The organism is Streptomyces justiciae, assembly GCF_015163075.1.
Taxonomy (GTDB): domain Bacteria; phylum Actinomycetota; class Actinomycetes; order Streptomycetales; family Streptomycetaceae; genus Streptomyces; species Streptomyces justiciae.
Window position 1 is genome coordinate 70,076 of the sequence record NZ_JADDXU010000005.1, and the last position, 26,851, is coordinate 96,926.

Sequence of the window (26,851 nt, forward strand, 5' to 3'; positions counted from 1 at the left end):
CCGGTGCGCCCCGCCCCGTTCCCATGGCGGGGCGCACCGCGCCGCCCAGGCTTCGCCCGAAAGCTGCCACTGAGATGCTGCGCTTCCTCTTCCGCCGGATCCTCGGCTCACTCGTGATCCTGGTCCTGCTGACCGTGGTCGCCTTCCTGCTCTTCTTCGGCATGCCCCGCGACCCGGCGCTGCTGATGTGCGGCAAGACCTGCACGCCCGACGCGCTGGCCAACATCCACCACACGCTCGGGCTCGACAAGTCGATCCCGGAACAGTTCTGGATCTTCCTGTCCGGGCTGGTCACCGGACGCGACGACTTCGCCCAGGGCCCCTGCCCCGCCCCGTGTTTCGGGTACTCGTACCACACCAACGAGCAGGTCTGGTCGACCCTGATGGACCGACTGCCGCTCACCCTCTCGCTCGCGGCCGGCGCCACCGTCGTCTTCCTGTTCGTCGGACTCGGCACCGGACTGCTCGCCGCCTGGAAGCGCGGCACCCTCGTGGACAAGTCGTTCACCGCCGGGTCCATGGTGCTCAGCTCGATGCAGATCTACTTCCTGGGCCCGCTGGCGCTGGCGATCCTCGTCTACCAGACCCACATCTTCGACGAGCCGGACTACACCCCGCTCACCGACAACCCCGCCGCCTGGTTCACCGGGCTGATCATCCCCTGGGCCGTGCTCTCCACGATCTTCGCCGCGCAGTACACCCGTATGGCACGCTCCTCGATGATCGAACAGCTCCAGGAGGAACACGTCCGCACCGCCCGCGCCAAGGGAATGAGCGGCCGCTACGTCTTCTTCCGCTACGCCTGGCGTGGTTCGCTGATCCCCATCATCACCATCCTCGGCATCGACCTCAGCTCACTGCTCGGCGGCGCGATCATCACCGAGTACACCTTCGGACTGCCCGGCCTCGGACGGCTCGCGGTGGAGTCGGTGCAGTTCAGCGATCTGCCGCTGCTGCTCGGCGTGATGCTGTTCGCGGCCGCCGTCATCCTGCTCTGCAACATCGTCGTCGACGCCTGCTACGCCTTCATCGACCCGCGCGTGCGGCTGTCCTAGGAGCTCTGTCGTGACCACTCTGACCAAGGAGGCCGGGGCACCCGTCCCGTCCGACGCGGGCGCCTTCCTCTCGGTGCGCGACCTGCACGTCAGCTTCCGCACCGAGGACGGCATGGTCCGCGCCGTCGACGGACTCTCCTTCGACCTGGAGCGCGGCAAGACCCTCGGCATCGTCGGCGAGTCCGGCTCCGGCAAGTCCGTGACCAACCTGACGATCCTCGGGCTGCACAACCCGAAGTTCACCACCGTCGAGGGCGAGATCCTGCTGGAGGGGCGGGAGCTGACCACCGCCCGGGAGCACGAGCTGGAGAAGCTGCGCGGCAACAAGGTCGCCATGATCTTCCAGGACCCGCTCACCGCGCTGTCGCCGTACTACACCGTGGGCCGGCAGATCGCCGAGCCGTTCATGAAGCACACCGGCGCCTCCAAGAAGGCCGCCTGGGACCGTGCGGTGGAGATGCTCGGCAAGGTCGGCATCCCCAACCCCAAGGAACGCGCGAAGGACTACCCGCACCAGTTCTCCGGCGGTATGCGCCAGCGCGCGATGATCGCCATGGCTCTGGTCTGCGACCCGGACCTGCTGATCGCCGACGAGCCGACCACCGCGCTCGACGTGACGGTCCAGGCCCAGATCCTCGACCTCCTGAAGGACCTCCAGCAGGAGTTCGGCTCCGCGATCATCTTCATCACCCACGACCTGGGCGTCATCGCCGACATGGCCGACGACATCATGGTGATGTACGCGGGTGGCGCGATCGAACGCGGTACGACGAACGAGGTCCTGCGCTCGCCCCAACACCCGTACACCTGGGGCCTACTGAACTCAATGCCGCGCCTCGACTCTGACCTCGCGGCCCCGCTCGCCCCCATCCCGGGCGCCCCGCCCTCACTCCTCAACCCCCCGTCGGGCTGCCGCTTCCACCCCCGCTGCACCTTCCAGGACCGGGTCGGCGGCACCCGCTGCACCGACGAACGCCCCTTGCTGGCCCCGGACCGCGCGTCCGCGTGCCACCTGACGGCGGAGCAGAAGCGAACCATCTTCATCGAGGAGATCAAGCCCAGCCTGGGCTAGTCGTAGGAGGACACGTCATGAAAGAGGACCTCGTCCTCCCGGCCCCGCGCGAGGCGGCCGCCGCTTCGTCCGGTGACCCGCTCCTCGTGGTCGAGGGGCTCACCAAGCACTTCCCGGTCAAGGGCGGTTTCCCGATCCGGCGTACGGTCGGCGCGGTGCAGGCCGTCGACGGCATCGACCTGACCGTGCACGTCGGCGAGAGCTTCGGCCTGGTCGGCGAGTCCGGCTGCGGCAAGTCGACGACCGGCCGCCTGATCACACGGCTGCTGGAGCCGACGGCGGGGACGATCTCGTACCGCGGGAAGGACATCACCCATGCCAGCCGCAAGCAGCTGGCGCCGATCCGCTCCGAGATCCAGATGATCTTCCAGGACCCGTACTCGTCGCTGAACCCGCGGCAGACGGTCGGCAAGATCATCTCGGGTCCGATGGAGATCAACGACATCAACCCGGAGGGCGGCCGCGAGAAGCGGGTCCGTGAACTCCTGGAGATCGTCGGCCTCAACCCCGAGCACTACAACCGCTTCCCGCACGAGTTCTCCGGCGGCCAGCGTCAACGTATCGGTGTCGCAAGGGCGTTGGCCCTGGAACCGAAGCTGATCGTGGCGGACGAGCCGGTCTCGGCGCTCGACGTGTCGATCCAGGCGCAGGTGGTGAACCTGCTCCAGAAGGTGCAGCAGGAGCTGGGCATCGCGTTCCTGTTCATCGCCCACGACCTCGCGGTCGTACGGCACTTCTCGCAGCGCGTCGCGGTCATGTACCTCGGCAAGGTGATCGAGGTCGGCGACCGCGAGTCCATCTACACCCGCCCCCGGCACCCCTACACCCACGCCCTGCTCTCCGCGGTGCCCGAGGTGAACCTCGCGGAGGAGACGGAGGCGAACGGGCGGGAGCGGATCAGGCTGGCCGGTGACGTGCCGTCGCCGATCTCGCCGCCGTCCGGCTGCCGGTTCCGGACGCGGTGCTGGAAGGCGCAGGACAAGTGCGCGGCGGAGGAACCGCCGTTGGTCCGGATCTCCGGGAACCACGAGGGCCATCTGACGGCCTGCCACTTCCCGGAGGACCCGACGATCGAGGCGCGGGACGAGGACATCGTGCTGGATCCGGCGTTGGCGGCGTTGGAGGAGGAGCTGGGGGAGGGGACGGGCGACTAGAAGTAGCGCTCCGCCACGGTGATGATCTCGGGGGCGGCGGGGGTCAGCGGTCCCCGGCCCCAGTCGCCGTACTGCTCCACGACCGTCAGGCCGGCCTCGTGCAGGAAGCGGGTCAGGCGGGCGGGGTCCAGGAGGCGCAGGGTGGTGCGGCTGACTTGCGGCTGCGTCCAGCGGACGCCCTCGTAGGTCTCGGTGAAGGTGACCCGGTCGCCGACGACGGGGTAGGAGACCTCCTGCCACATCCACGCGACCGAGCCCTCGGCGTCGGCGCCCTCGCGGATGTGCTCGGGACCCCAGCCCTCCCACGCCCGGGCGGCCGGATTCAGCGTGTCGAAGACGAACCGTCCCCCGGCGCGCAGCGCGTCCCGGACGGCGTGCAGGCCCTGTCGTACGTCCTCGTCCGTGACGAGTGTCTGGAAGGTGTGCCCGGTCATCACGACGAGGTCGAACTCCCCGTACCAGACCCGCGACCGCAGATCGCCCAGCACCCACTCGACGCCGGGCTCCCGCCGCCGCGCCTGTACGAGCATGGCGGCGGCCGGATCGATCCCCACGAGTCGCCCGCGATGCCCCGCGGCCCGGGCCCGGGCGAGCAGCCGCCCGGTGCCGCAGCCGACGTCGAGGACGGCGGCGGCGCCCCCGACGAGACGGGCGTAGAAGTCGTCGCCCGGGCCCCAGGGGTGCAGGGAGTCGTACAGCGCGGCGAGCGAGAGATCCGCGAACGAGCGATCGACCATCGCGGCAGTGTCCCACAGGCCACCGGACGGCGTGACAGGATCAGGCCTCCATCACCCTGGAGGGAGCGGGAGTTGCTGCACCACGTCGAGCTGTGGGTGCCGGACCTGGAGCGGGCGGTGACGTCCTGGGGCTGGCTGCTGGAGCGGCTGGGCTGGGAGCCGTACCAGAACTGGGCGGCCGGCCGCAGCTGGCGTACGGGGGAGACGTACGTCGTCCTGGAACAGTCCCCGGCGCTGACGGACACCCGGCACGACCGCATGCGGCCCGGCCTGAACCACCTGGCGTTCCATGTACCGAGCCGTGGGGAGCTGGACGCCCTGGTGACGGAGGCGCCGGGGCACGGCTGGACCCTCCTCTTCCCGGACCGGCATCCGTACGCCGGCGGGGAGGAGCACTACGCGGCGTATCTGGAGGACGGGGACGGGTTCGAGGCGGAACTGGTCGCCGGGGGCGGGTAATTGGCTCGCGATCCGGCCCCCGGGACGGCAAGCTCGTCCTCGATGACTCGAACCGATACCCCCGCCACCTGGGACGAACGCACCCAGCTCACCACTTTCCTCGACTACACCCGGGCCACCGCGCTGGCCAAGTGCGAGGACGTCTCCGCGGAGAACGCGGTCAAGGCTCCGCTGCCGGGCTCACCGCTGATGACCCTGTCCGGCCTGATCAACCACCTTCGCTGGGTCGAGTACTGGTGGTTCGAGGCGGTCTTCCTCGGTGAGGAGGGCGAGGTCCCCTGGACCGACGAGGACCCCGACCGTGAGATGCGCATCGCCGTCGACATGCCCCTCGCGGACGTCCTGCGCGACTACGAGGAACAGTCCGCCCGCTACCGCGAGTTGGTGGCGACGAACGACCTCGACACCCAGGCGAAACGCCCCATCCGCGACGGCCGCCACGTCGACCTCCGCTGGATCCTCCTCCACCTGATCGAGGAAACGGCCCGTCACAACGGCCACTTGGACATCGTGCGGGAACTGGTGGACGGGAAGACCGGGGTGTGATGTTCCGGGGCGTGCGGACGGTGATGGTGTTCGCGGACGATCCCGAGGCTTCGGCGCGTTGGTGGGCCGACACCCTCGACGCGCCCGTCCATGTCGACCACGACGGCGCCTCCGTCTACGCGTGGGTGGACGTCGGCGAGATCGAACTCGGCTTCCACCCCGCCGACGCCACCCGCAACCCCCGTGGCGGCAGCCCCGTCGTCTACTGGTCCGTGGAGAGCGTGGACACCGTCCGAAGCGACCTGCTGGACAAGGGCTGCACGCATCACCGGGGCCCGCTCGACATCGACGGCGACCGACGTATCTGCCAGCTCGTCGACCCGTTCGGGACCGTCTTCGGGCTTGATGGGCCTGTCTGAGGCCGCAGCGGCGCGCTGCCTTTGGGGCGAAAGTTCGACCATCGAATGCGTGACCATCGCTGATCGTGGTCGTTGGGGAAGGCGGGCGGACAGCTACGCAGCAGGCGGGGTGGGCAGATGGGCAGAACAAGGGAGGTAGCAGCGCCTTTCGTTGTGCCCGGCCCCACCGGCATCGCCATCCGGGACCGGCTGAAGGGCCTGACAGCCGATGACGAGAACGTGCTCAGGCTGGTCGGTGACCACCTTGGCTCGCTCGCTGCCCGCGATCTGAAGGCGCGGTGCGAGGCCAGACTGGAGCACGACGCGAAGGACTGGGCTGAGCGAAAGCGTGCCCTCACCCAAGAGTCCTCTTCGCGTTGGTCCGGGTCGATCACGAAGGGCACGCACGACCAGTGGGCACTCGCCCGGCGCGGGCTCCTCGCGCACATCCACAGCTTGCAAGCCGGGGTGCGCACCATCACGCACCGCCTGGCCCTGCCGCTCCGGGAGAAGGGCACGAAGCACGCTCCGGGTGGCTACCACAGCAAGCAGGAGTGGTTTGCCAAAACCCGCCGACTGCACGTCCTCCAGGACCGGCTGGAGGCGGCAGAAGCCGACTGGAAGGCTGGGGTCGTACATGTGGTGCGCGGTGGGAAACGGCTTCTGACCGCTCGGCACCACCTCGATGCAGCCGGTCTCACCGAGGCCGAGTGGCGACAGGAATGGCTGGCCAAGCGCCGCTTCCTCCGTGCAGACGGCGAGACCGGCAAACGGTACGGCAACGAGACCATTCGCGTGACCCCCGATGGCGAAGTCAGCATCAGGCTTCCCGCGCCACTTGCGCACCTGGCCAACGCCTCGTGCAGGCGTTACGTCCTCACCGCCCGCGTGGCGTTCGCACACCGGGGAGACCAGTGGCGTGATCGGGTCGCCTCCAACCGTTCCGTCGCGTACCGCATCCACGAGGACGTCACGCGAGGCCGTTGGTATCTGACGGCGTCATGGGCTCTCCCTCCAGCCCGGGTTGTGCCGCTCGCCACAGTCCGTGCAAGCGGTCTGATCGGAGTCGACACCAACGCCGACCACCTTGCCGCCTGGCGCTTGGACAGACACGGCAACCCTGTCGGCGAACCGCTCCGGTTCGGCTATGACCTCACCGGCACCGCCGGCCATCGTGACGCGCAGATTCGGCACGCTCTGATCAGGCTGCTGCACTGGGCCTGCCGGCAGGGCGTGGCGATCGCATTAGAAGACCTCGACTTCACTGCGGAGACCACGCGCGAGAAACACGGTCGCCGCAAAACCTTCCGCAAGCTGATCTCCGGCATGCCTGTGGCCAGGCTGCGAGCTCGGCTGGCGTCAATGGCGGCCGAACTCGGCGTCCCCATCGTCGCCGTCGACCCGGCCTACACCAGTAAGTGGGGCGCCCAGCATTGGCAGCGGCCTCTCGCCAGCAAGAACAGGAAGACCACTCGCCACGACGCTGCTGCCGTGGCGATCGGCAGGCGCGCCCTGGGGCATCCGATCCGGCGACGGACGGCACCGCCCCCGCACGACCAGAGTGATCGTGCGGGGCATCGGACCGTCCAGGCTGATGCGCATGTCCCAGGACGTGAGGGAAACCGCCCCCGCATCTCCGGACCATGGGCACGATCCGTGCGCGCCGGGCGTGGCGAGAACGCGGTGGACCAGAACGCCCAACACCGTTCGGGGCGTTCGACTGAGCATGGGCTCTGGAAACAGGACCCACTCCCGCTCAGTCTGTAAGAACGGTGTTGTCAGGCCGCCGCCGCTGCGGTTGAGCCTGTTGCCCACGAGCCGGCCCCGAGAGAGACGGCCGGCGGCGGATTGGGTGAAGGCCCGCGCTTGGGTGAGCGCGGGCCTTCGTTCCCGGGACCGGACGTTCAAGGGCTCGGGTCAATGGGCCGTGAAAGTCCGCTCCGCAAGGCAGCAGCTGACGGAAAAGGGGCGTGTCAGGCCGCGACCTCCGGGTCCTTGGAGAGGCGGGGGGTCGGTACGGTTCCCTCCGTCTCGGGATAGTGGCAGGCCGTCAGATGGCCCGGCTTGTTGCCCTCGACCTGGACCAGTGGGGGTGCCTCGGTCGCGCACTTCTCCGTTGCCTTCCAGCAGCGGGTGCGGAAGCGGCAGCCCGACGGCGGGTTCAGCGGGGAGGGGACGTCGCCCTGGAGGCGGATGCGCTCGCGGGCCGGGGTCTCGTCCACCGTCGCCTCGGGCACCGCCGACAGCAGCGCCTTGGTGTAGGGGTGGCGCGGGTTGCCGTACAGGTCGTCGCGGTCGGCGATCTCGACGATCTTGCCGAGGTACATCACGGCGACTCGCTGCGAGAAGTGGCGTACCACCGCGAGGTCGTGGGCGATGAAGACGAACGCGATGCCCAGCTCCTGCTGGACCTTCTGGAGCAGGTTGACCACCTGCGCCTGGATCGAGACGTCCAGGGCCGAGACCGGCTCGTCCGCCACGATCAGCTTCGGTTCGAGCGCCAACGCCCTTGCCACGCCGATGCGCTGGCGCTGGCCGCCGGAGAACTCGTGCGGGAAACGGTTGTAGTGCTCGGGGTTGAGGCCGACGATCTCCAGGAGTTCACGGACCCGCTTCTCGCGGCCGCCCTCCGGGTTGATGTCGTTGATCTCCATCGGGCCCGAGATGATCTTGCCGACCGTCTGGCGGGGGTTCAGGGACGCGTACGGGTCCTGGAAGATCATCTGGATCTCGGAGCGGACCGGCGCCAGCTCCTTGCGGCCCGCGTGTGTGATGTCCTGCCCGCGGTAGGAGATCTTGCCGCCGGTGGGCTCCAGCAGGCGCGTGATCAGGCGGCCGGTCGTCGACTTGCCGCAGCCGGACTCGCCGACCAGGCCGAGCGCCTCGCCCTCGTTCACCTGGAAGTCGAGGCCGTCGACGGCCTGCACCGCGCCGACCGTACGCCGGATCGGGAAACCGCCCTTGACCGGGAAGTGCTTCGTCAGGCCGGTGACGTCCAGGAGGGGTTTCGTGTTGCTCATGATGGTGAAGTCCCGTCTCAGTTACGTCAGTGCCGGGTCGCGGCGAGGTCGGCGAAGAATTCCTGGCGCTGGTCCAGCGTGAGGTGGCAGGCGGAACCCCGGCCGGCCTCGACCTTCAGCAGCGGGCGCTCGGTGGAGCACAGTCCGCCGGGGACCTTCTCGGCGAAGGCGCAGCGCGGGTGGAAGCGGCAGCCGGAGGGCGGGTTGAGGAGCGAGGGCGGCGAGCCGGGGATCGGCGACAGCGGTACGTCGACCGGGCCGTCCAGGCTTGGCATCGAGCTCAACAGGCCGACCGTGTAAGGGTGCTGCGGCGTACGCAGCACCTCCTCCTTCGTACCCCGCTCCACACACCGGCCGCCGTACATCACCAGCACGTCGTCCGCGATGTCGGCGATGACCCCGAGGTCGTGGGTGATGAAGATGATCGCGGTGCCGAACTCCTGCTGGAGGTCCTTGAGCAGGTCCATGATCTGGGCCTGCACCGTCACGTCGAGCGCGGTGGTCGGCTCGTCGGCGATCAGCAGCTCGGGGTCGCAGACCAGGGCCATGGCGATCATGGCGCGCTGGCGCATACCGCCGGAGAACTGGTGCGGGTAGTCGTCCACCCGCATGTCCGGCTGCGGGATGCCGACCCGCCGCAGCATCTCGATCGCCCGCTTCCGGGCCTCCGACTTTGAGGCGCCGGTGTGCTTGCGGTAGGTCTCACCGATCTGCTTGCCGATGGTGTGGTACGGCGACAGCGAGGCCAGGGCGTCCTGGAAGATCATCGCCATCTTGTTGCCGCGCAGCTTCTCCAGCTCGGACTCGCGAGCCGTGGTCAGCTCCTTGCCGTCGAGCAGGATCTCGCCGTCGATCGCGGTGCGGTGCCGGTCGTGGAGGCCCAGGATCGTCAGGTTGGTGACGGACTTGCCGGAGCCGGACTCGCCCACGATGCCGAGGGTCTTGCCCTTTTCGAGGTCGAAGGAGAGACCGTCGACGGCCTTGACGATGCCGTCCTCGGTGGAGAAGTGGACTTTCAGGTCCCTGACGGAGAGGAAGGCCTGCTGATCGGTGCTCGTCACGGGGACGCTCCTGGGGGTCATGCCGGGGGGTAGCTGGAGGGGGACCGGATCAGGCGAGCCGGATGCGCGGGTCGATGAGGGCGTAGACGGCGTCCACGATGATGTTGGCGAAGACGATGCCGGCCGCCGCGATCATGGTGACGCCGAGCAGCATGGGCAGGTCGCTGTCGTCGACGGAGCGGACGGCGAGCGCGCCCAGGCCCTGGATGCTGAACGTGGACTCGGTGATGATCGCGCCGCCGATCAGGGTGCCCATGTCGATGCCGAAGATCGTCACGATCGGGCCCATCGCACCGCGCCAGGCGAAGCGGAAGAAGACCGAGCTGCGGGACAGACCCTTGGCCCGGGCCGTGCGCACGTAGTCCTCGCTGAGCTGTTCCACCAGCTGGGAGCGGGTCATACGGGTGTAGTTGGCCGTGAAGATGATGGACAGCACGAGCCAGGGCAGCAGCAGGCCCGAGAACCAGGCGCCGGGGTTCTCGGTGAACGGCGTGTACGAGGGCTGGTCCAGCAGATGGAGCTGGGAGACCAGGAAGAACATCGCGATGTAGCCGACGAAGTAGATCTGCATCGACGAGCCGATGAGCGAGAACGAGCTCGCGGCCTTGTCGAGGAACTTGCCCTGCTTGAGCGCGGCCAGCATGCCGGTGCCGACACCGATGAGCAGGAAGAAGAAGGCGCCGCCGATGGCGAGCGAGATGGTGGTGGGCAGCCGCTCCATGATCGTGTCGAACACGTTCACGTTGTTGCTGAAAGAGTAGCCGAAGCAGGGTGCGTCACAGTGCCCGACGCCCACGTAGTCCCGGCCCACGAAGATGGCCTGGAGCCAGTGCCAGTACTGCACCGGCATCGGGTCGGCGATGCCGAGGTTCTGCCGCACCTGTGCCAGCAGGTCGTCGGGACAGACCTTGCCGCACGCCATCCGCGCCGGGTCACGGGGGATGGCGTAGAAGAGGAAGAAGGTGACGGCGCTGATGATCAGCAGAATCACGAGTGCGCCGAGCACTCGGCGGACCAGGAAACGGAACATGGGGTGAGACTTTCCGGACGGGGCGCCGTCGCCGGGGTGTGGGGAGCGGGCTTGGACGGGGCCGGGGCGGCGGTCGGTCGGACCGCCGCCCCGGGAAAGCGTCAGGCCTTCGCGAAGACCTTGCCGAGGGCGACGCAGGTGTCACCGGAGTTGTAGACCACGCCGCCGACCTTCGAACCGTAGAAGTAGTTACGGATCGGGTTGTAGTCGGGGACGCAGGCCGCGAGCGTCATGATCTGCTTGTCGATCGCGCCCCAGGCCGCGTTGGCCTTGTCCGCGTCGGTGATCGCGGTGGCGGCGGCGATCGCCTTGTTGACGCTGGTGTCGTTCAGCTGCGACCAGTTGACGCCACCGTCGGCGATCTGGCTGCCGTCCCAGCAGGGCTGGATGACGGCGTAACCGGCCGGCCAGTCCGGGCCCCAGCCCGCGGCGAACAGGTCGAACTGGTTGTCCAGCTGGCTGATCTCGGAGTAGAAGGTCGTCTTGTCGACCTGCTTGGTCACCACGTCGAAGCCCGCCTTGGTGAGGGCGTTCTTGATGGTGACGGCCTCCTTGACGGCGCGGTCGGACTGCTGGAAGGCGATGACCAGCTTCTGGCCCTCCTTGCCGGCTTCCTTCAGCAGCGCCTTGGCCTTCTCCGGGTCACCGGTCGGCTTGGTCTTCTTGCCGTACAGGTCGAAGTCCTCGTGACCCGGGGTCAGCGGGGAGATGATCGTGGTCGCGGTCGCGGTGACCTGCGAGCCACCACGCTGCTGCTTCAGCTGCTGCGCCGGCCACGCCCAGTTGATCGCCTGACGGACCTTGACGTCCTTGATCCGGGTCATGTTGATCGGGAAGTAGTAGCAGGTCGTGTCGACCTGGGTGAGCACACGCTGCTTCAGCGTGGCGTCGCCGAGCACCTTGGTGACGCGCTCGGGGGCGACCTCGTTCAGCAGGGACAGCGCGTACTGGTCGTTGCCCGAGTCGGCGATGTAGCGGTCCGTGGAGGCCAGCGACTGGAAGCCGAACTGCATGACGACCTTGTCCGGGTAGCCGTTGCGGCACGGGTCGAGGCTGGCGTCCCAGTGCTCGTTGCGCACGAGGGTGAGGGACTTGTCGATGCTGCGGGACTCGATCTTGTACGGGCCGCAGGAGTACGGACGCTGGTCGTACTTCTTCTTCGTGTCCTTGGCCTTGGGCACGATCGCGAAGCCGCGCATGGCGAGCATGAACGGGAAGTCGGCGTGGGCTTCCTTGAGGCGGAAGGTGATGGTGTTGCCGTCGACCTCGAGCGAGGACAGGTGCTTGCCGTCGTACGGGCCCTTGTACTTGTCGCCGCCCTCGAGCCAGTTCTGCGGGTAGCGGGGACCCTCGGTGACGAAGTCGGCGAAGAGGCGCTCGAAGGAGTGGCGGACGTCGTCGATGGTGACGTCCTTGCCGTCCTCCCACTTGATGCCGTCCTTCAGCGTGAAGGACCAGGTCTTGCCGCCGTCCTTGACGGTGCCGGCGTCGGTGGCGAGGTCGCCGACCAGGGTGGTGTTGCCCTTGGAGTCGACGCGGTAGCCGGTCAGACCACGCAGGAACAGGACCGAACCGGCGCCCGTGTACGAGGAGTAGATCTGCGCCGGGTCCAGGTGGTCGAAGTCGATCTGGTCGAGCGTGTAGATCGTGCCGCCCTTGCGCGCGCCCGGCATCTCCGGGGCGGGGCCCTTGGAGTCGGTGGCGGTGCCGATGGCGATCTCGGCGGCCTTGCCCTTCTCGACCGACGGGGTCTTGCTGCCGGAACCGCCGGCGTTGCCGCTGCTGCACGCGCTCAGAACGGTGCTCGCGCCCGCCGCCACACCGGTGGCGATCAGGAAGTTTCTGCGGGAAAAGGACATGGCTACCTGCCTAGACGTGATGGATGAGAGAGACGTGCTGCCGCTGACGGCCGGTGGACGACTGTGTCCGGGCCGGGGAACTCAGCGCTTGGACTTCGGGTCGAGTGCGTCGCGTACCGAGTCGCCGAGAAGGTTGAACGCCAGGACGAAGATGATCATCGAGACGCCCGGGAAGATCATGAAGGTGATGTCGTCGGTGTAGAACTGCGCACCGCGCTGGATCATCACGCCCCAGTCCGGGGTCGGGTCCTGGATGCCGACGCCGAGGAAGGCGAGGCCCGCCTCCGCGGTCACGAACGCCGGGAGGGCGAGGGTGGACTGGATGAGGATCGGAGTCCACAGGTTGGGCAGCAGTTCCTTGAAGATGATCCGGGTCGGTGAGGCTCCGGTCACCTTGGCGGCCTCGACGAACTCGCGCTCACGCAGGGCCAGTACCTGGCCGCGCAGCAGTCGCGCGATGGAGGCCCAGCCGAAGGCCGTCAGCAGGACGACCAGGCAGACGCCGCGTCCCCAGGCGGGGATCTCCTCGTCGGCGGCCCAGAAGAGGCCGTACACGACGGGCGTGAAGGCGATGAAGAACAGGGTGGAGGGGAACGACAGCACGATGTCGATGACCCGGCTGACGAGGTAGTCCGTCTTTCCGCCCAGGTAGCCGGCGGAGATGCCGACGACGACGCCGATGACCGTGACCAGCAGCGTGGTGATCGTGGCGATCATCAGCGAGGTCCGGATGCCGTAGAGCAGGAAGGTGAAGACGTCGCGGCCCATCTGCGGCTCGAGGCCGAACCAGAAGTCGGCGTCGATGCCGCCGTTGGGCTTGATGGGGTAGCCGGACTCGTTGAAGAGGGTGCCGATCGGTGCGTCCTGGCCGTACTGGTCGTACGGGTTCTTCCCGTACAGCTTGGCTATGAGCGGAGCGGCGATGGCGATCGTGAAGAAGAAGATCACGATGCACGCCGATATGACGCCCGTACGGTCGCGCTTGAACCGGCGCCAGGCGAGCTGCCCGGGTGAGCGGCTCTCGTTGGCCTTCGGAGAGGGAGAAGTGATCGACTTCTCTGCGCTCTCTTCGGTCACCTCAAGCGGGGCAGCCGCCGATGGAGTTGGGGGGGTCATGGTGCTCCTGGCCCAAGGGAGGGTCTGATGACTCCGCAGGGCACTCCCCTACGGGCTACGCCGGACTTTTTCAACGCAATTCATTCAAGGTCAATAAATTCTCGGTCGACTTGGGTTTCTCTTTACTTTCTTTGCCTGTACTTGACCAATCTGTAGCTACGCGTGTAGCGCCTCGTGATCGATCCGTGTTTTACATCGGGCCAACTGCCCCAATCGGGCAATGAGTTCGATATGCGGACTGCGAGGTGTCGAAATCCGTACATAGGAGGGTCGCAATCCAACGGTTCTGCATCGGATGGTGAAGATCCATTGCGCCCTACACGCAAGATCCACTGCCGCAGAGGTCGGACCTTCCCGGGAGGGCATCCCGGAGGTCTCCGCACGTTCCCCTAAAGGGCTCAATACGTGTGCGGTTTGCCTGATTTACGTCGATATTTGCCGTTAACGGATCAGCGCAGTCAATCAGGAGGCACTCCATGCGTGGAGCCACGCACGCCAAGTGGGCCGCATGCGCGGCGGCGGTAGCCCTCGCGGCGACGGCCTGCGGAGGTGGGGACAGCGACAGCGGCGGCGGCAGTGGCGACAGCAGCGCGACGCTGAGCTCCTCCTGGGGCGACCCGCAGAACCCGCTGGAGCCGGCCAACACCAACGAGGTGCAGGGCGGCAAGGTGCTCGACATGATCTTCCGGTCCCTGAAGAAGTACAACCCGGAGACCGGCAAGGCCGAAGACATGCTCGCCGAGAAGATCGAGACGAGCGACTCGCAGAACTTCACCGTCACCGTCAAGGACGGCTGGACCTTCTCCAACGGCGAGAAGGTCACCGCCAAGTCCTTCGTCGACGCCTGGAACTACGGGGCCAGCCTCAAGAACAACCAGAAGAACGCGTACTTCTTCGGGTACATCGACGGCTACGACAAGGTCCACCCCGAGGACGGCAGCAAGCAGACCGCCCAGACCCTCTCCGGGCTGAAGGTCACCGGCGACCTGACCTTCACCGTCAAGCTCAACCAGAAGTTCTCGACCTTCCCCGACACCCTCGGCTACCCGGCCTACGCCCCGCTCCCGCAGGCCTTCTTCACCGACCACGACGGCTGGCTGAAGAAGCCGGTCGGCAACGGCCCGTACACCATCGAGTCGTACACCAAGGGCTCCCAGATGAGCCTGAAGAAGTGGGACGGCTACCACGGCGACGACAAGGCGCAGAACGGCGGCGTGACCCTCAAGGTCTACACCGACAACAACACCGCCTACACCGACCTCATGGCCGGCAACCTCGACCTCGTCGACGACATCCCGGCCGCGCAGCTCAAGAACGTCCAGTCCGACCTCGGCGACCGGTACCTCAACACCCCGGCCGGCATCATCCAGACGCTCGCCTTCCCGTTCTACGACAAGAACTGGAACAAGGCCGGGATGGAGAAGGTCCGCACGGGCCTGTCCCGGGCGATCAACCGCGACCAGATCACCAAGACCATCTTCAACGACACCCGCACCCCCGCCTCCGACTGGACCTCCCCGGTCCTCGGCGAGGCCGGCGGCTTCAAGGAGGGGCTGTGCGGGGACGCCTGTGAATACGACCCCGACGCCGCGAAGAAGCTCATCGAGGAGGGCGGCGGCCTCCCCGGCGGCCAGGTCAAGATCACGTACAACGCGGACACCGGCTCCCACAAGCAGTGGGTCGACGCCGTCTGCAACTCCATCAACAACGCGCTCGACAACGACAAGGCCTGCGTCGGCAACCCGGTCGGCACCTTCGCCGACTACCGCAACCAGATCACCGAGAAGAAGATGAGCGGCCCCTTCCGGGCCGGCTGGCAGATGGACTACCCGCTCATCCAGAACTTCCTCCAGCCGCTCTACTACACCAACGCCTCCTCCAACGACGGCAAGTGGTCCAACAAGGACTTCGACAAGCTCGTCGACGAGGCCAACGCCGAGACCGACACCGCCAAGGCCGTCTCCAAGTTCCAGGACGCGGAGAAGGTGCTGCGAGACAACATGGGCGCGATCCCGCTCTGGTACCAGAACGGCAGCGCCGGCTACTCGGAGCGGCTGTCCAACGTCAAGCTCAACCCGTTCAGCGTCCCGGTCTACAACGAGATCAAGGTCAGCTGACCCGCCATGGGACGCTACGTCGTCCGGCGTCTGCTCCAGATGATCCCGGTGTTCATCGGCGCCACGCTCCTCATCTTCCTCATGGTCAACGTCATGGGCGACCCCATCGCGGGCCTGTGCGGCGACCGGCAGTGCGACCCCGCCACGGCCGCGCAGCTGAAGAAGGAGTTCGGCCTCGATAAACCCGTCTGGCAGCAGTACCTGACCTACATGGGGAACGTCTTCACCGGCGACTTCGGCACCGCGTTCAACGGGCAGAAGGTCACCGAGCTGATGTCGACGGCGTTCCCCGTGACGATCCGCCTGACGATCGTCGCGATCCTCTTCGAGATCGTCATCGGCATCACGCTGGGTGTCGTCACGGGCCTGCGCCGCGGCAAGCCCGTCGACACCTCGGTCCTGATGCTGACGCTCGTCGTGATCTCGGTCCCGACGTTCGTCACCGGCCTGCTGCTCCAGCTGCTGCTGGGCGTGGAATGGGGCTGGATCAAACCGTCGGTGTCCTCGGACGCCACGTTCAGCGAACTGATCGTGCCGGGTCTGGTGCTGGCGTCGGTGTCGCTGGCGTACGTGACCCGGCTGACCCGGACGTCGATCGCGGAGAACCGGCGCAGCGACTACGTCCGTACGGCGGTGGCGAAGGGCCTGCCGAGGCGCAGGGTCATCACCCGCCACCTCCTCCGTAATTCACTCATCCCCGTCGTCACCTTCATCGGCACCGACATCGGTGCCCTGATGGGCGGCGCGATCGTCACCGAGCGGATCTTCAACATCCACGGCGTCGGCTACCAGCTCTACCAGGGCATCCTGCGCCAGAACACCCAGACGGTGGTCGGTTTCGTCACCGTCCTGGTGCTGGTCTTCCTGGTCGCCAATCTGCTCGTCGACCTCCTGTACGCCGTACTCGACCCGAGGATCCGCTATGCCTGAACCTCAGGAGCCCGAGGGCGCGATCGCCGGGACCGGCATGGGCGGTGCCATGGACCTGGCCGTCAGCGAGGCGAACACCCTGGAGAAGGGCCCCGGCCCGGCGGGCGGCCCCCAGGGCAAGCCCCGCTCGCTCTGGTCCGACGCCTGGCGGGACCTGCGCCGCAACCCGGTCTTCATCATCTCGGGCCTGGTGATCCTCTTCCTGGTCGTCATCTCCCTCTGGCCCTCCCTCATCGCGTCGGGCAACCCGCTCAAGTGCGACCTGGCCAAAGCACAGGAGGGCTCGCAACCGGGCCATCCCTTCGGCTTCGACGGCCAGGGCTGCGACGTCTACACCCGCACCGTCTACGGCGCCCGTACGTCCGTCACGGTCGGCGTCTGCGCCACGCTCGGGGTCGCGATCCTGGGCTCGGTCCTCGGCGGCCTCGCCGGTTTCTTCGGCGGCTTCTGGGACTCGATCCTGTCCCGCATCACCGACGTGTTCTTCGCGATCCCGGTGGTCCTGGGCGGCCTGGTCCTGCTCTCGGTCGTCACCAGCAACACGGTCTGGCCGGTGATCGGCTTCATGGTGCTGCTGGGCTGGCCGCAGATCTCACGCATCGCGCGCGGCTCGGTCATCACGGCCAAACAGAACGACTACGTGCACGCGGCGAAGGCGCTGGGCGCCTCCAACTCCCGCCAGCTGCTCCGCCACATCGCCCCCAACGCGGTGGCCCCGGTGATCGTGGTCGCGACCATCGCGCTCGGCACGTACATCGCCCTGGAGGCGACGCTCTCCTACCTCGGCGTAGGCCTCAAACCCCCCACCGTCAGCTGGGGCATCGACATCTCCGCGGCCTCCGCCTACATCCGCCAGGCCCCCCACATGCTCCTCTGGCCCGCCGGCGCCCTGGCCCTCACGGTCCTCGCCTTCATCATGCTCGGCGACGCAGTCCGCGACGCCCTCGACCCGAAGCTGAGGTGAGGGCGTGCGGGTGCAGGTAGTCGTGGGGGTGCGTGGAGTTCTGGGGATGCGTGGAGGTCTGAGGGTGTGTGGAGCTCTGAGGGGGCCGCGCGCCATGGAAGCGCCGCGAGCCCTGAAGGCGCCGCGAGTCCTGAGGGCGCCGGGCGTCGTGAGGGCGCCGGGCGTCGTGAGGGTGCCGGGCGTCGTGAGGGTGCCGGATGGGTGTGGGGTGCCCGCTCTCCCCGGTCGGCCCGGCGTCGACGGCCCCGCCCGACCGGTCACCGTATCGTCGTTCGCGGTCCGCGAGGACCTCGTCCGCGACGCCCTCGACCCGAAGCTGAGGGCGCGGAGAACCGGCGGCGCGCCCGCCTCCCCCAGCAGGCCGGGTGCCTTCGCCCCCGGCCGGGCAGCGTCCCGGCGGCCACGGTCCGCGAGGATCTCGTGCGTCAGGATCTTGGGCGCGAGGCCTCCCGAGCCGACGCCATGGCGGGTGGGTCGCGACGGGTGCAGTGCGTGGTGGACGGCAGGGCCACGGGCGGGAGTGCATGTGAGCTCGTGCTGTCGCGCGGGGCTTGGTCCGGGCGACGCGCATCTCGCCGCCTCCGGCGCCTTCCTCGGCAGGGGCGACTGTCCGCAAACCCCGACGACGACCGTATCGGCGGCGCGGCGCGCTTGCCCTCGATCCGAAGGTGAGGTGAGTCGTGCTCCTGGAAGTGCGTGATCTGCATGTGGAGTTCAAGACGCGGGACGGGGTCGCCAAGGCCGTCAACGGGGTCGACTACTCGGTTGACGCGGGGGAGACCCTTGCCGTGCTGGGGGAGTCCGGGTCCGGGAAGTCCGTGACTGCTCAGGCGATCATGGGCATCCTCGACATGCCGCCGGGGCGGATCGCGGGCGGTGAGATCCTCTTCCAGGGCAAGGACCTGCTGAAGCTCAAGGAGGAGGAGCGGCGGAAGGTCCGTGGCGCCGAGATGGCGATGATCTTTCAGGATGCGCTGTCGTCCCTCAACCCCGTGCTGTCCGTCGGCGACCAGCTCGGTGAGATGTTCGTCGTGCATCGCGGCATGTCGAAGAAGGACGCGCGGGCCAAGGCCGTGGAGCTGATGGACCGGGTGCGCATCCCGGCCGCCAAGGAACGCGTCAAGCAGTACCCGCACCAGTTCTCCGGCGGCATGCGCCAGCGCATCATGATCGCGATGGCGCTGGCCCTGGAGCCGGCCCTGATCATCGCCGACGAACCCACCACCGCCCTCGACGTCACCGTCCAGGCCCAGGTGATGGACCTGCTCGCGGAGTTGCAGCGCGAGTACAACATGGGGCTCATCCTCATCACCCACGACCTCGGCGTGGTCGCCGACGTCGCCGACCGGATCGCGGTGATGTACGCGGGGCGGATCGTCGAGCAGGCACCCGTGCACGACATCTACAAGGCGCCCGCGCACCCCTACACGCGCGGTCTCCTCGACTCCATCCCCCGTCTTGATCAGAAGGGTCAGGAGCTGTACGCGATCAAGGGATTGCCGCCCAACTTGATGGCCATCCCGCCGGGTTGCGCGTTCAACCCCCGCTGCCCGATGGCCCAGGACGTGTGCAGGACGGACGAACCCCCGCTGTACGAGGTGTCGGAGGACCGTACGAGCGCCTGTCACTTCTGGAGGGAGTGCCTCAATGGTTGAGTCGATCATTGAAGTGAGCGGGCTGGTCAAGCACTACCCGTTGACCCAGGGCATCCTGTTCAAGAAGCAGGTCGGTGCGGTCAAGGCCGTTGACGGTGTGGACTTCACGCTCAACAAAGGGGAGACCCTCGGGATCGTGGGGGAGTCCGGCTGCGGCAAGTCAACTGTTGCCAAGATGCTGGTCAATCTCGAGCAGCCGACCGCCGGGTCGATCAAGTACAAGGGTGAGGACATCACCAAGCTGTCCGGCCGGGCCCTGAAAGCCGTGCGCCGCAACATCCAGATGGTCTTCCAGGACCCGTACACCTCGCTCAACCCCCGCATGACGGTCGGCGACATCATCGGGGAGCCGTACGACATCCACCCCGAGGTGGCTCCCAAGGGCGACCGGCGCAGGAAGGTCCAGGACCTCCTGGACGTGGTCGGCCTCAACCCCGAGTACATCAACCGCTACCCGCACCAGTTCTCCGGCGGCCAGCGCCAACGCATCGGCATCGCAAGGGGGTTGGCCCTGCGCCCGGAGGTGATCGTCGCCGACGAACCGGTCTCCGCGCTCGACGTCTCCGTCCAGGCCCAGGTCATCAACCTGATGGACCGCCTGCAGAACGAGTTCGACCTCTCCTACGTCTTCATCGCCCACGACCTCTCCATCGTCCGCCACATCTCCGACCGCGTCGGCGTGATGTACCTGGGGCGGATCGTGGAGATCGGCCGGGACGCGGAGATCTACGACCACCCCACCCACCCCTACACCCAGGCCCTGCTCTCCGCCGTCCCGGTCCCCGACCCGGAGGCCCGCGAACACCGCGAACGCATCATCCTGGCCGGAGACGTCCCCTCACCCACCAACATCCCCTCCGGCTGCCGCTTCCGCACCCGCTGCTGGAAGGCCCAGGAACGCTGCGCCCTGGAGGTGCCGGCCCTGGCGATCCCCAGCGAGTTCCGTCTCACCTCCGGCCCCGCGGCCCATGACTCGGCCTGTCATTTCGCGGAGGAGAAGCAGGTGGTCCCCCCGGAGGAGCCACCGGATGATCTTGCAAAAGGCCGGGAATAACCGCACAAACGCCCACCAACTGCGTTAACACGCAGGCAACTTAACTGACCCGATCCCGATATACGGACGCGTCAGTCTGAACAACGTACGGCCGTGCGGGTGCCGTAAACGGGCCGGGACGCGCCATGTCGTCCCGGCCCGTTGCCGTACCCCGGCCCGCTACAGCAGCCCCAGCGACCGCTTCAGGAAGTCCACCTGGAGCAGCAGCAGGTTCTCCGCGACCTGTTCCTGCGGGGTCATGTGGGTCACGCCCGACAGGGGGAGCACCTCGTGCGGGCGGCCCGCGGACAGCAGGGCCGAGGAGAGGCGGAGGGCGTGGGCGAAGACCACGTTGTCGTCGGCGGTGCCGTGCACGATCATCAGCGGGCGGTGCGGCTCGGCGGGGGCGGACAGGCCCTCGTCCGTCACCAGGGAGCTCTTCGCGTACGACTCCGGTGAGGTCCGCGGGTCACCCAGGTACCGCTCCGTGTAGTGGGTGTCGTACAGCCGCCAGTCCGTCACCGGCGCCCCCGCGATCCCCGCGTGGAAGACGTCGGGGCGGCGCAGGACCGCCAGCCCCGCCAGCCAGCCGCCGTACGACCAGCCGCGGATCGCGACCCGGTCGAGGTCCAGCGGGTAGCGGGTCGCCAGGTCCTGCAACGCCTCCACCTGGTCGTCGAGGGACACCGTGAAGTCGTGGTGGATCGCCTTCTCCCAGGCCGGCGAGCGTCCCGGCGTACCCCGCCCGTCCGCGACCACGACCGCGAACCCCTGGTCGGCGAACCACTGGCTGGTGAGGTGCGCGTTGTGGGCCGCCAGGACCCGCGGCCCGTGCGGTCCCCCGTAGGGATCGAGCAAAACCGGAAGACGACCATCCTCTTGGTGGTCCCGAGGCAACAGCACGGCGCACGGGATACGCCGTGCGCCCCCCTCGGTCAGCGTCACGCGCGGGGACATACCGGGATCTTCGGCGTACGAGGTGATCGTCGCCGTCTGCTTCCCGTCCCGCAGTACCTGCGCCACCGACCCGGCCCGCCCCGGCGTCGCCGAGACCAGCACGGTCACGCTCCCGGCCCGCACCGCCGAGTGCACCCCCGGCTCCTGCGAGACCCGCTCCACGCCGAGCTCGTTGACCCGGTACACATGCACCTCGCCGGTCTCCGGCTCCGCCGCCCGCTCCCCGGCCGAGGCCGAGACCAGGACGTCGTCGTCGGACACGTCCAGCACCGCACGGACATGCAACTGCGGCCCGGTCAGCGGACGTTCGCCGACCGCGAGGACCCGCGCGCCGCCCTCGTCCGCGATCCGCACGAGCCGCCCGGACGGGCTCCAGCAGGGCACCCCTGGGAAAAGATCAAGCCAAACTGGATCTTCGTCCGCGTGCACCATCCGGGTCGCCCCGGACTCGGTGTCCACGGCCAGGAACAGCTGACTGCGCTGGTCACGCGCCTGGACCAGCAACAGTGGCGCACCCGCCGCTGACCAGTGCACATGCGCCAGATACGGGTAGCGGGCGCGGTCCCACGTCACCTCCGTGCGCGTCCCGTCGAGGCCGATCACGTACAGCCGTACGTCGGCGTTCGCGGTCCCCGCCGCCGGATACGGCACGTGCTGTGGATCACGTTCCGGATGGGCCGGGTCGGAGATCCACCAGCGCCGTACCGGCGTGTCGTCCGCGCGCGCCACCAGCAGCCGGTCCGACTCCGGCGACCACCAGAACCCCCGTGACCGGCCCATCTCCTCGGCCGCGATGAACTCGGCGAGACCGTAGGTGATGTGCTCCGACTCCGGCTCCGCCAGCGCCACGTCACCCTCGCCCGCGGCCCCGACGACCCGCAGGGCGCCCTGGGCGACGTACGCGACGAGCCGGCCGTCGGGGGAGGGGCGCGGGTCGATCACCGGTCCCGGGACCCGGAGTTCGGTCGCCGTCCCGGCCCGCAGCTCCGCCGCGAACAGCCGCCCTGACAAGGCAAAAGACGCCAACTCCACCGCCGAGTCGGTGGCGTAGCCGACGATCCCGGCCCCGCCCTCACGACTGCGTTCGCGGCGCGCCCGCTCCTCGGGTGACAGATCCTCCGTGGCCCCGCCGAGCAGGGCGCGCGGGTCGGCCGCCACGCGCTCCCCGCCGTCCGCGGGATCGAGCACCCACAGCGAACTCGCCCGGTCCGTACCGGAGGACGAGCGCAGGAACACGACACGGGAACCGTCGGGAGCCACGGTGAACGCGCGCGGCGCGCCGAGCGTGAAGCGCTGGGTGCGGGCGTGCCGGCGAGGGAAGGAGTCGGACGTCGTCGTCATGCCCCGACCATATTGGCCATACGCCCCCTTGTGCGTCCGTGCGCCGACCGATGCGCGAGTACGGATAGTTATGATCACTAGCGCATAGTGGGTATGAACCCGCTGGCTGTCGTATGGATTTATCTGCCCCCCTGGTCCGAACCCCCCGCGCTCTTGGGATCTTTGGAGGTGAGCCGCCGTGGCACTCTCGATTTCGGCGGTGGTGCTGCTGGCGATCATCGTCTTCCTGCTGATCAAGAAGTCAGGACTGAAGGCCGGACATGCGATCGTCTGCATGTTGCTCGGCTTCTACCTGGCCTCATCGACCATGGCGCCGACGATCAGCGAGCTGACGACGAACATCGCGGGGATGATCGGCAGCATCAAGTTCTGACCCCTCCCGAGACGGCCCTTAGGGTGGTCCCATGACGGAACCACCCGCCCGGCGCCTCCTCCTGGTGCACGCGCACCCGGACGACGAGTCGATCAACAACGGCGCGACGATGGCCCGCTGCGCGGCCGAGGGTGCCCGGGTGACCCTGGTCACCTGCACGCTCGGTGAGCACGGCGAGGTCATCCCCCCGGAACTCCGGCACCTCTCCGGCGCCGCCCTGGGCGAGTACCGCCTCGGCGAGCTCACCGCCGCGATGCGCGAACTCGGCGTCGAGGACTTCCGTCTCCTCGGCGGCGCGGGCCGCTACCACGACTCCGGGATGATGGGCCTCGCCGACAACGACGACCCCGCCTGCTTCTGGCAGGCGGACGTCGACGAGGCCGCCGCCCATCTCGTGCGGGTGATCCTGGAGGTACGTCCGCACGTCCTCGTCACCTACGACGAGAACGGCGGCTACGGCCACCCCGACCACATCCAGGCCCACCGCGTCGCCATGCGTGCCGCGGACCTGGCGGCCGAAGCGGGCTGGACGATCCCCAAGGTCTACTGGAACCGCGTGCCGCGCACGGTCGGCGAACAGGCCTTCGCCCGCCTCCACGACGACCTGCCCGGCCTGCCCTTCACCAAGGAGGGCGTCCTGGACGACGTACCGGGAGTCGTGGACGACGAGCGGGTGACGACCGCGATCGACGGCACCGCCCACGCCGCCGCCAAGGCCGCCGCGATGGCCGCGCACGCCACCCAGATCACGGTCGCCGCACCGTACTTCGTGCTCTCCAACGACCTCGCCCAGCCCCTCTTCGCCACCGAGTACTACGAGTTGGTCCGTGGGGAACGGGTACCCGGGGATCTGGAGACCGATCTCTTCGCCGGCACCGGGGACATCTCATGAACGACCACGGATCGATGCTCGCCCAGCCCCTCAAGGCCCCCTCCGCCGGACGGGCCCTCGTCTACCTGGGCCTCTTCCTGCTCGGCGCGGTCGTCGGCGCCGCCGGATCGCTGGTGCAGTCCGGGTGGTTCCCGGGCGGCCTGCTGCTCGCCCTCGCGGGCGAGGCCGGGCTCTGCCTCGGCGGTGCGCGCGCCGTCGGCGGCCGGGGCGGGGCCGTCGCACCGGCCGGCGGCTGGGTGCTCGCCGTCATCCTGCTCACCGCCAGCCGCCCCGAGGGCGACTTCCTCTTCGGCGCGGGAGCCGGCTCGTACCTCTTCCTGCTCGGTGGCATGGCTACGGCTGTGATCTGCGCCACGCTCGGCGTGGGGCGGCAACCGGACGGCGACGCCGTCCGACTTGGCAAGTGACGTACCACTTCGCCGCGACAGGGACGTGCGAGTCCGGTGTGGGTTTCCCCAGCGGTCGTGGGATACGGGCCAGAAGTGGCCAGTATGGTGGTGCGCGCCGCCGAGCCGCCCGAAGCACTGAGGTCGACACGGGCGGTGGAGCCAACCGGGAGAACCTGCCTTGAGTCGTGAAACTGACAGTCCGTCCTCCGGGCCCAACGGGCGCGGCGGAGCCGCATACCCCTCGGGCACGCCGCCCTACGGGACCCCCATGGCTTCCGACGACGGTACGGACGCGGGCCGTTCGGCCGCGCAGTCCGATGAGCGCAAGACCGAGACCACGCTGACGACCCGGATCCGGATCAACATCCCCGGGTCGCGGCCCATCCCGCCGGTCGTCGTGCGGACGCCCGTCGCGGACGCCGAGGGCACCACGGGTGACACCACGGCCGAGACCCCGGCGCCGAGCGCGCCTGCCGCGGGCGGCGCGGCCGGCAACGGCATGGCCGAGGCTCCCGCCGAGCCGGCTCCGTCCGCCGAGGAGAAGACCAGCGACTGGTTCGCCCCGCGCAAGTCCGGCCCCGCCAAGGGCGGTCAGGGCGGCGGCGCGACCAACGGGGCCGGTCTGCCCGGAGGTTCGGCGCCCGCGCCGAACGGGTCCGGTGCCGCGCCGGGGGCTCCGGCCGGTGGCGCTCCCGCTGGTGCTTCTGGTGGTGCTTCCGGTGGTGCGCGGCCCGGTGCCGGGCGTCCCGGTGGCGTGGTCGGCTCCATGAGTGTGCCCGGCGGCTCCCGTTCCGGCTCCACCAACGGCGCGGGCCTGCCCGGCGCGACCGGCGGCCCCGTCGCGCCCGGCCACGGCGGCGGCACGGGTTCCTTCGACGTGACCGAGGCGCTGGCGGCGGGCCCGCTGGGCGGTGCACGCCCCGGCGGCGAGCCGCGGCGCGACGACCTGCCGTACTTCTCGGACAACGGCGGCGCGCAGAACGGCCAGGGCCCCCAGAACGGTCAGAACGGCCAAGCGGGACAGAACGGTTACGGCGCCCAGGCCGGCCTCCCTGGCGGCCACGACGACTTCAACAGCTCCACGGGCTCGCACCGCTTCCCGCCCGCCAACGACTTCAACGGGCCCAACGACTTCAGCGGCCAGGGCGGCTACGGCGGCCCGCAGGGCCCCGCGGGCCCGACCGGCGGCCCGGTCACCGGCGACGGCCCGGTCGTACCGCCGGTCGGCGGCCCGCAGGGTGGCCCGGGTGGCCCGGGCGGACCGGGCGGACCGGGTGCGCTCGGCGGTCCTGGTGGCGTGGGTGGTCCTGGTGGGCCCGGTGCTCCCGGCGGTCACCGCCGCCCGGGCGGCCCCGGTGGCCCCGGCGCGTCCAACGCCTCCGCCGGCCTCGCGGGCCCCGGCGTCGGAGCGCCCCCCGGAACCGGCCCCGGCGGACCCGGAGCCGGCCCTCACGGCGGCCCGCAGGGCGGCGCCCCCGGCCGAGGCCCCGGCGGCGGCCTGAGCGACGACACCGCGATCCTCACCCCGCAGAAGCCGGCCCCCGAACCGGGCACCCCCGGCTACGGCACCCCGCCGGACAACGTCTCCGGGCACACCGTCACCAGCGGTATCCCGGTCGTGCCGCCCACCGCCCAGAACTCCCCGTTCGGGCCGGGCGCCCCCACCGACGGGCCGCTGCCGCACACGCCTCCGAAGCTGCCCGAGCCGGTCGCGCAGAACGTGCCGGCGTCGTCGTCGAAGAAGAAGGCGAAGAAGAAGGGCCGCAGCAAGCTGACCCTGGTCGCCGTGGGCGTGGTCGTCATCGCCGGCGGCGCGTACGGCGCGGGCCTGCTGATGAACCACTCCGACGTCCCCAAGGGCACCACGGTCCTCGGCGTCGACATCGGCGGCGGCACCCGCGACGACGCGGTCAAGAAGCTCGACGCGGCCTTCGACAAGAAGGTGAACCAGCCGCTGAAGCTGTCGGTGGACGGCAAGACGGTCCAGCTCCAGCCCGACCAGGCCGGCCTCCAGTTCGACATGCAGGCCACCGTCAGCAAGGCCGCGACCAGCGACTACAACCCGGTCTCCGTGATCGGCTCGCTCTTCGGCGGCCAGCGGGTCATCGAGCCCGAGATGCCGGTCGACGAGGAGAAGCTCACCGCGGCCCTGGAGGACGCCTCCGGCAGCTCCGGTTCGGCGACCGACGGCACGATCAAGTTCACGAACGGCAAGGCCGTCGCCGTCTACGGCAAGGCGGGCAAGGGCATCGACGTCGCCAAGTCGACGGCGTCGGTCGAACAGGCGTACCGCACCCAGGTGGAGACCGGCTCGGCCGGCGCGATCACGCTCCCGACGACGACCAAGCAGCCGACGATCTCGAACGCCGAGGTCGACCGGATGATGAAGGAGTTCGCGAAGCCCGCGATGTCCGGCAATGTCATCGTCCAGACCGACGCGGCGCACAGCATCCCGCTGGGCGCGCTGTCGCTGCCGAAGATCCTCGGTGTCAAGGCCGTCGACGGCAAGCTCGTGGAGACGTACGACCTGAAGGCCCTGAAGGAGGCGTACGGCGCCACCTTCGACGGAGTGAAGGTCAAGACCGCCACCGGCGAGCGCGATGTCCGCCCGGAGGACGTGGTCGCGGTGCTGCGCAAGGTGCTGCGCGGCACGACCACGGCGGAGCGCACCGGGGTCATCGACACGAACCCCAGCTGACGGCGTATCGTCCCGCACACCGAAGAAGGCCCGTCCGGTGAGGACGGGCCTTCTC

General features: G+C 68.8%; 23 protein-coding genes. 16 read left to right on the forward strand and 7 right to left on the reverse strand.

Annotation, left to right across the window (positions count from 1 at the left end; translation table 11 throughout):
- Positions 1-74 precede the first annotated feature (74 nt).
- Genes IQ210_RS15635 through IQ210_RS15645 form a run of 3 tightly spaced genes read left to right on the forward strand, consistent with a single transcriptional unit; the run spans position 75 to position 3,281 of the window.
- A complete protein-coding gene (locus IQ210_RS15635) occupies positions 75-1,055 on the forward strand; it encodes an ABC transporter permease (protein WP_194079632.1) in 981 nt (326 codons plus the stop codon).
- A gap of 10 nt (positions 1,056-1,065) precedes the next feature.
- The gene (locus tag IQ210_RS15640; RefSeq protein ID WP_194079633.1) at positions 1,066-2,127 is read left to right on the forward strand and encodes an ABC transporter ATP-binding protein; all 1,062 of its coding nucleotides are present in this window, start codon (positions 1,066-1,068) and stop codon (positions 2,125-2,127) included.
- Between the two features lie 17 nt (positions 2,128-2,144).
- On the forward strand, positions 2,145-3,281 hold the full coding sequence (locus IQ210_RS15645; protein WP_194079634.1) for an ABC transporter ATP-binding protein: 1,137 nt from the start codon (positions 2,145-2,147) through the stop codon (positions 3,279-3,281).
- On the opposite strand, the gene IQ210_RS15650 is transcribed toward IQ210_RS15645, so the two are convergent.
- Positions 3,278-4,018, reverse strand: a complete 741-nt coding sequence (locus IQ210_RS15650) for a class I SAM-dependent DNA methyltransferase (protein ID WP_194079635.1) — start codon at positions 4,016-4,018, stop codon at positions 3,278-3,280. The two genes, IQ210_RS15645 and IQ210_RS15650, sit on opposite strands and share 4 nt — an antisense overlap.
- Before the next feature lie 72 nt (positions 4,019-4,090).
- On the opposite strand from IQ210_RS15650, the gene IQ210_RS15655 reads away from it, so the two are divergent.
- The 4 genes from IQ210_RS15655 to IQ210_RS15670 all read left to right on the forward strand — a co-directional run bounded on the left by IQ210_RS15655 (position 4,091) and on the right by IQ210_RS15670 (position 7,128).
- Positions 4,091-4,477, forward strand: a complete 387-nt coding sequence (locus IQ210_RS15655) for a VOC family protein (RefSeq protein ID WP_194079636.1) — start codon at positions 4,091-4,093, stop codon at positions 4,475-4,477.
- A 42-nt stretch (positions 4,478-4,519) separates the two neighbouring features.
- A complete protein-coding gene (locus IQ210_RS15660) occupies positions 4,520-5,023 on the forward strand; it encodes a DinB family protein (protein ID WP_194079637.1) in 504 nt (167 codons plus the stop codon).
- 11 nt (positions 5,024-5,034) lie between these two features.
- Positions 5,035-5,382 (forward strand): VOC family protein, encoded by a 348-nt coding sequence (locus tag IQ210_RS15665; protein WP_322656377.1) that lies wholly within the window; start codon positions 5,035-5,037, stop codon positions 5,380-5,382.
- Between the two features lie 117 nt (positions 5,383-5,499).
- Positions 5,500-7,128, forward strand: a complete 1,629-nt coding sequence (locus IQ210_RS15670) for a transposase (protein WP_194079639.1) — start codon at positions 5,500-5,502, stop codon at positions 7,126-7,128.
- 206 nt (positions 7,129-7,334) lie between these two features.
- Here the strand turns inward: IQ210_RS15670 and IQ210_RS15675 are convergent, their stop codons facing one another.
- From IQ210_RS15675 to IQ210_RS15695, 5 genes are all read right to left on the reverse strand, one after another.
- A complete protein-coding gene (locus IQ210_RS15675) occupies positions 7,335-8,381 on the reverse strand; it encodes an ABC transporter ATP-binding protein (protein ID WP_194079640.1) in 1,047 nt (348 codons plus the stop codon).
- Between the two features lie 26 nt (positions 8,382-8,407).
- Complete coding sequence (locus tag IQ210_RS15680; RefSeq protein WP_407699702.1) at positions 8,408-9,442, reverse strand: ABC transporter ATP-binding protein; 1,035 nt, start codon at positions 9,440-9,442, stop codon at positions 8,408-8,410.
- Between the two features lie 49 nt (positions 9,443-9,491).
- A complete protein-coding gene (locus tag IQ210_RS15685) occupies positions 9,492-10,472 on the reverse strand; it encodes an ABC transporter permease (RefSeq protein ID WP_194079642.1) in 981 nt (326 codons plus the stop codon).
- 101 nt (positions 10,473-10,573) lie between these two features.
- Positions 10,574-12,331, reverse strand: a complete 1,758-nt coding sequence (locus IQ210_RS15690) for an ABC transporter substrate-binding protein (protein WP_194079643.1) — start codon at positions 12,329-12,331, stop codon at positions 10,574-10,576.
- 81 nt (positions 12,332-12,412) lie between these two features.
- On the reverse strand, positions 12,413-13,408 hold the full coding sequence (locus IQ210_RS15695; RefSeq protein ID WP_314207251.1) for an ABC transporter permease: 996 nt from the start codon (positions 13,406-13,408) through the stop codon (positions 12,413-12,415).
- 515 nt (positions 13,409-13,923) lie between these two features.
- On the opposite strand from IQ210_RS15695, the gene IQ210_RS15700 reads away from it, so the two are divergent.
- The 5 genes from IQ210_RS15700 to IQ210_RS15720 all read left to right on the forward strand — a co-directional run bounded on the left by IQ210_RS15700 (position 13,924) and on the right by IQ210_RS15720 (position 20,167).
- Positions 13,924-15,564 carry a peptide ABC transporter substrate-binding protein gene (locus tag IQ210_RS15700; protein WP_194079645.1) on the forward strand — a complete coding sequence of 547 codons (1,641 nt, stop codon included), beginning with the start codon at positions 13,924-13,926 and terminating at the stop codon, positions 15,562-15,564.
- A 6-nt stretch (positions 15,565-15,570) separates the two neighbouring features.
- On the forward strand, positions 15,571-16,494 hold the full coding sequence (locus IQ210_RS15705) for an ABC transporter permease (protein ID WP_194079646.1): 924 nt from the start codon (positions 15,571-15,573) through the stop codon (positions 16,492-16,494).
- Positions 16,487-17,458, forward strand: coding sequence for an ABC transporter permease (locus tag IQ210_RS15710; protein ID WP_079311995.1), 972 nt, complete (start codon positions 16,487-16,489; stop codon positions 17,456-17,458). Before IQ210_RS15705 ends, IQ210_RS15710 begins: the two co-directional genes overlap by 8 nt.
- A 680-nt stretch (positions 17,459-18,138) precedes the next feature.
- Positions 18,139-19,113, forward strand: coding sequence for an ABC transporter ATP-binding protein (locus tag IQ210_RS15715; protein WP_194079647.1), 975 nt, complete (start codon positions 18,139-18,141; stop codon positions 19,111-19,113).
- Positions 19,106-20,167 (forward strand): ABC transporter ATP-binding protein, encoded by a 1,062-nt coding sequence (locus tag IQ210_RS15720; protein WP_194079648.1) that lies wholly within the window; start codon positions 19,106-19,108, stop codon positions 20,165-20,167. Before IQ210_RS15715 ends, IQ210_RS15720 begins: the two co-directional genes overlap by 8 nt.
- Before the next feature lie 159 nt (positions 20,168-20,326).
- Here the strand turns inward: IQ210_RS15720 and IQ210_RS15725 are convergent, their stop codons facing one another.
- Entirely contained in the window at positions 20,327-22,444 is a 2,118-nt protein-coding gene (locus tag IQ210_RS15725; protein ID WP_194079649.1) for a S9 family peptidase, read from the reverse strand.
- 178 nt (positions 22,445-22,622) lie between these two features.
- Here IQ210_RS15725 and IQ210_RS15730 point away from each other — a divergent pair, with 178 nt between their 5' ends.
- The 4 genes from IQ210_RS15730 to IQ210_RS15745 all read left to right on the forward strand — a co-directional run bounded on the left by IQ210_RS15730 (position 22,623) and on the right by IQ210_RS15745 (position 26,796).
- Positions 22,623-22,817, forward strand: a complete 195-nt coding sequence (locus IQ210_RS15730) for a hypothetical protein (RefSeq protein ID WP_109496262.1) — start codon at positions 22,623-22,625, stop codon at positions 22,815-22,817.
- Positions 22,818-22,848: 31 nt separating this feature from the next.
- On the forward strand, positions 22,849-23,709 hold the full coding sequence (gene mshB, locus IQ210_RS15735; protein ID WP_194079650.1) for an N-acetyl-1-D-myo-inositol-2-amino-2-deoxy-alpha-D-glucopyranoside deacetylase: 861 nt from the start codon (positions 22,849-22,851) through the stop codon (positions 23,707-23,709).
- Positions 23,706-24,116 carry a DUF6113 family protein gene (locus tag IQ210_RS15740; protein WP_194079651.1) on the forward strand — a complete coding sequence of 137 codons (411 nt, stop codon included), beginning with the start codon at positions 23,706-23,708 and terminating at the stop codon, positions 24,114-24,116. Before mshB ends, IQ210_RS15740 begins: the two co-directional genes overlap by 4 nt.
- 160 nt (positions 24,117-24,276) lie before the next feature.
- On the forward strand, positions 24,277-26,796 hold the full coding sequence (locus tag IQ210_RS15745) for a peptidoglycan binding domain-containing protein (protein ID WP_407699703.1): 2,520 nt from the start codon (positions 24,277-24,279) through the stop codon (positions 26,794-26,796).
- Positions 26,797-26,851: the final 55 nt, after the last annotated feature.

What these genes read in the sequence shown, in the direction of transcription:
- IQ210_RS15740 (WP_194079651.1), top strand. Translation starts at nt 23,706, where the DNA reads ATGAACGACCACGGATCGATGCTCGCCCAGCCCCTCAAGGCCCCCTCC.
- mshB (WP_194079650.1), top strand. Translation starts at nt 22,849, where the DNA reads ATGACGGAACCACCCGCCCGGCGCCTCCTCCTGGTGCACGCGCACCCG.
- IQ210_RS15690 (WP_194079643.1), bottom strand. Translation starts at nt 12,331, where the DNA reads ATGTCCTTTTCCCGCAGAAACTTCCTGATCGCCACCGGTGTGGCGGCG.
- IQ210_RS15670 (WP_194079639.1), top strand. Translation starts at nt 5,500, where the DNA reads ATGGGCAGAACAAGGGAGGTAGCAGCGCCTTTCGTTGTGCCCGGCCCC.
- IQ210_RS15700 (WP_194079645.1), top strand. Translation starts at nt 13,924, where the DNA reads ATGCGTGGAGCCACGCACGCCAAGTGGGCCGCATGCGCGGCGGCGGTA.
- IQ210_RS15635 (WP_194079632.1), top strand. Translation starts at nt 75, where the DNA reads ATGCTGCGCTTCCTCTTCCGCCGGATCCTCGGCTCACTCGTGATCCTG.
- IQ210_RS15725 (WP_194079649.1), bottom strand. Translation starts at nt 22,444, where the DNA reads ATGACGACGACGTCCGACTCCTTCCCTCGCCGGCACGCCCGCACCCAG.
- IQ210_RS15675 (WP_194079640.1), bottom strand. Translation starts at nt 8,381, where the DNA reads ATGAGCAACACGAAACCCCTCCTGGACGTCACCGGCCTGACGAAGCAC.
- IQ210_RS15660 (WP_194079637.1), top strand. Translation starts at nt 4,520, where the DNA reads ATGACTCGAACCGATACCCCCGCCACCTGGGACGAACGCACCCAGCTC.
- IQ210_RS15685 (WP_194079642.1), bottom strand. Translation starts at nt 10,472, where the DNA reads ATGTTCCGTTTCCTGGTCCGCCGAGTGCTCGGCGCACTCGTGATTCTG.
- IQ210_RS15710 (WP_079311995.1), top strand. Translation starts at nt 16,487, where the DNA reads ATGCCTGAACCTCAGGAGCCCGAGGGCGCGATCGCCGGGACCGGCATG.
- IQ210_RS15705 (WP_194079646.1), top strand. Translation starts at nt 15,571, where the DNA reads ATGGGACGCTACGTCGTCCGGCGTCTGCTCCAGATGATCCCGGTGTTC.
- IQ210_RS15645 (WP_194079634.1), top strand. Translation starts at nt 2,145, where the DNA reads ATGAAAGAGGACCTCGTCCTCCCGGCCCCGCGCGAGGCGGCCGCCGCT.
- IQ210_RS15720 (WP_194079648.1), top strand. Translation starts at nt 19,106, where the DNA reads ATGGTTGAGTCGATCATTGAAGTGAGCGGGCTGGTCAAGCACTACCCG.
- IQ210_RS15650 (WP_194079635.1), bottom strand. Translation starts at nt 4,018, where the DNA reads ATGGTCGATCGCTCGTTCGCGGATCTCTCGCTCGCCGCGCTGTACGAC.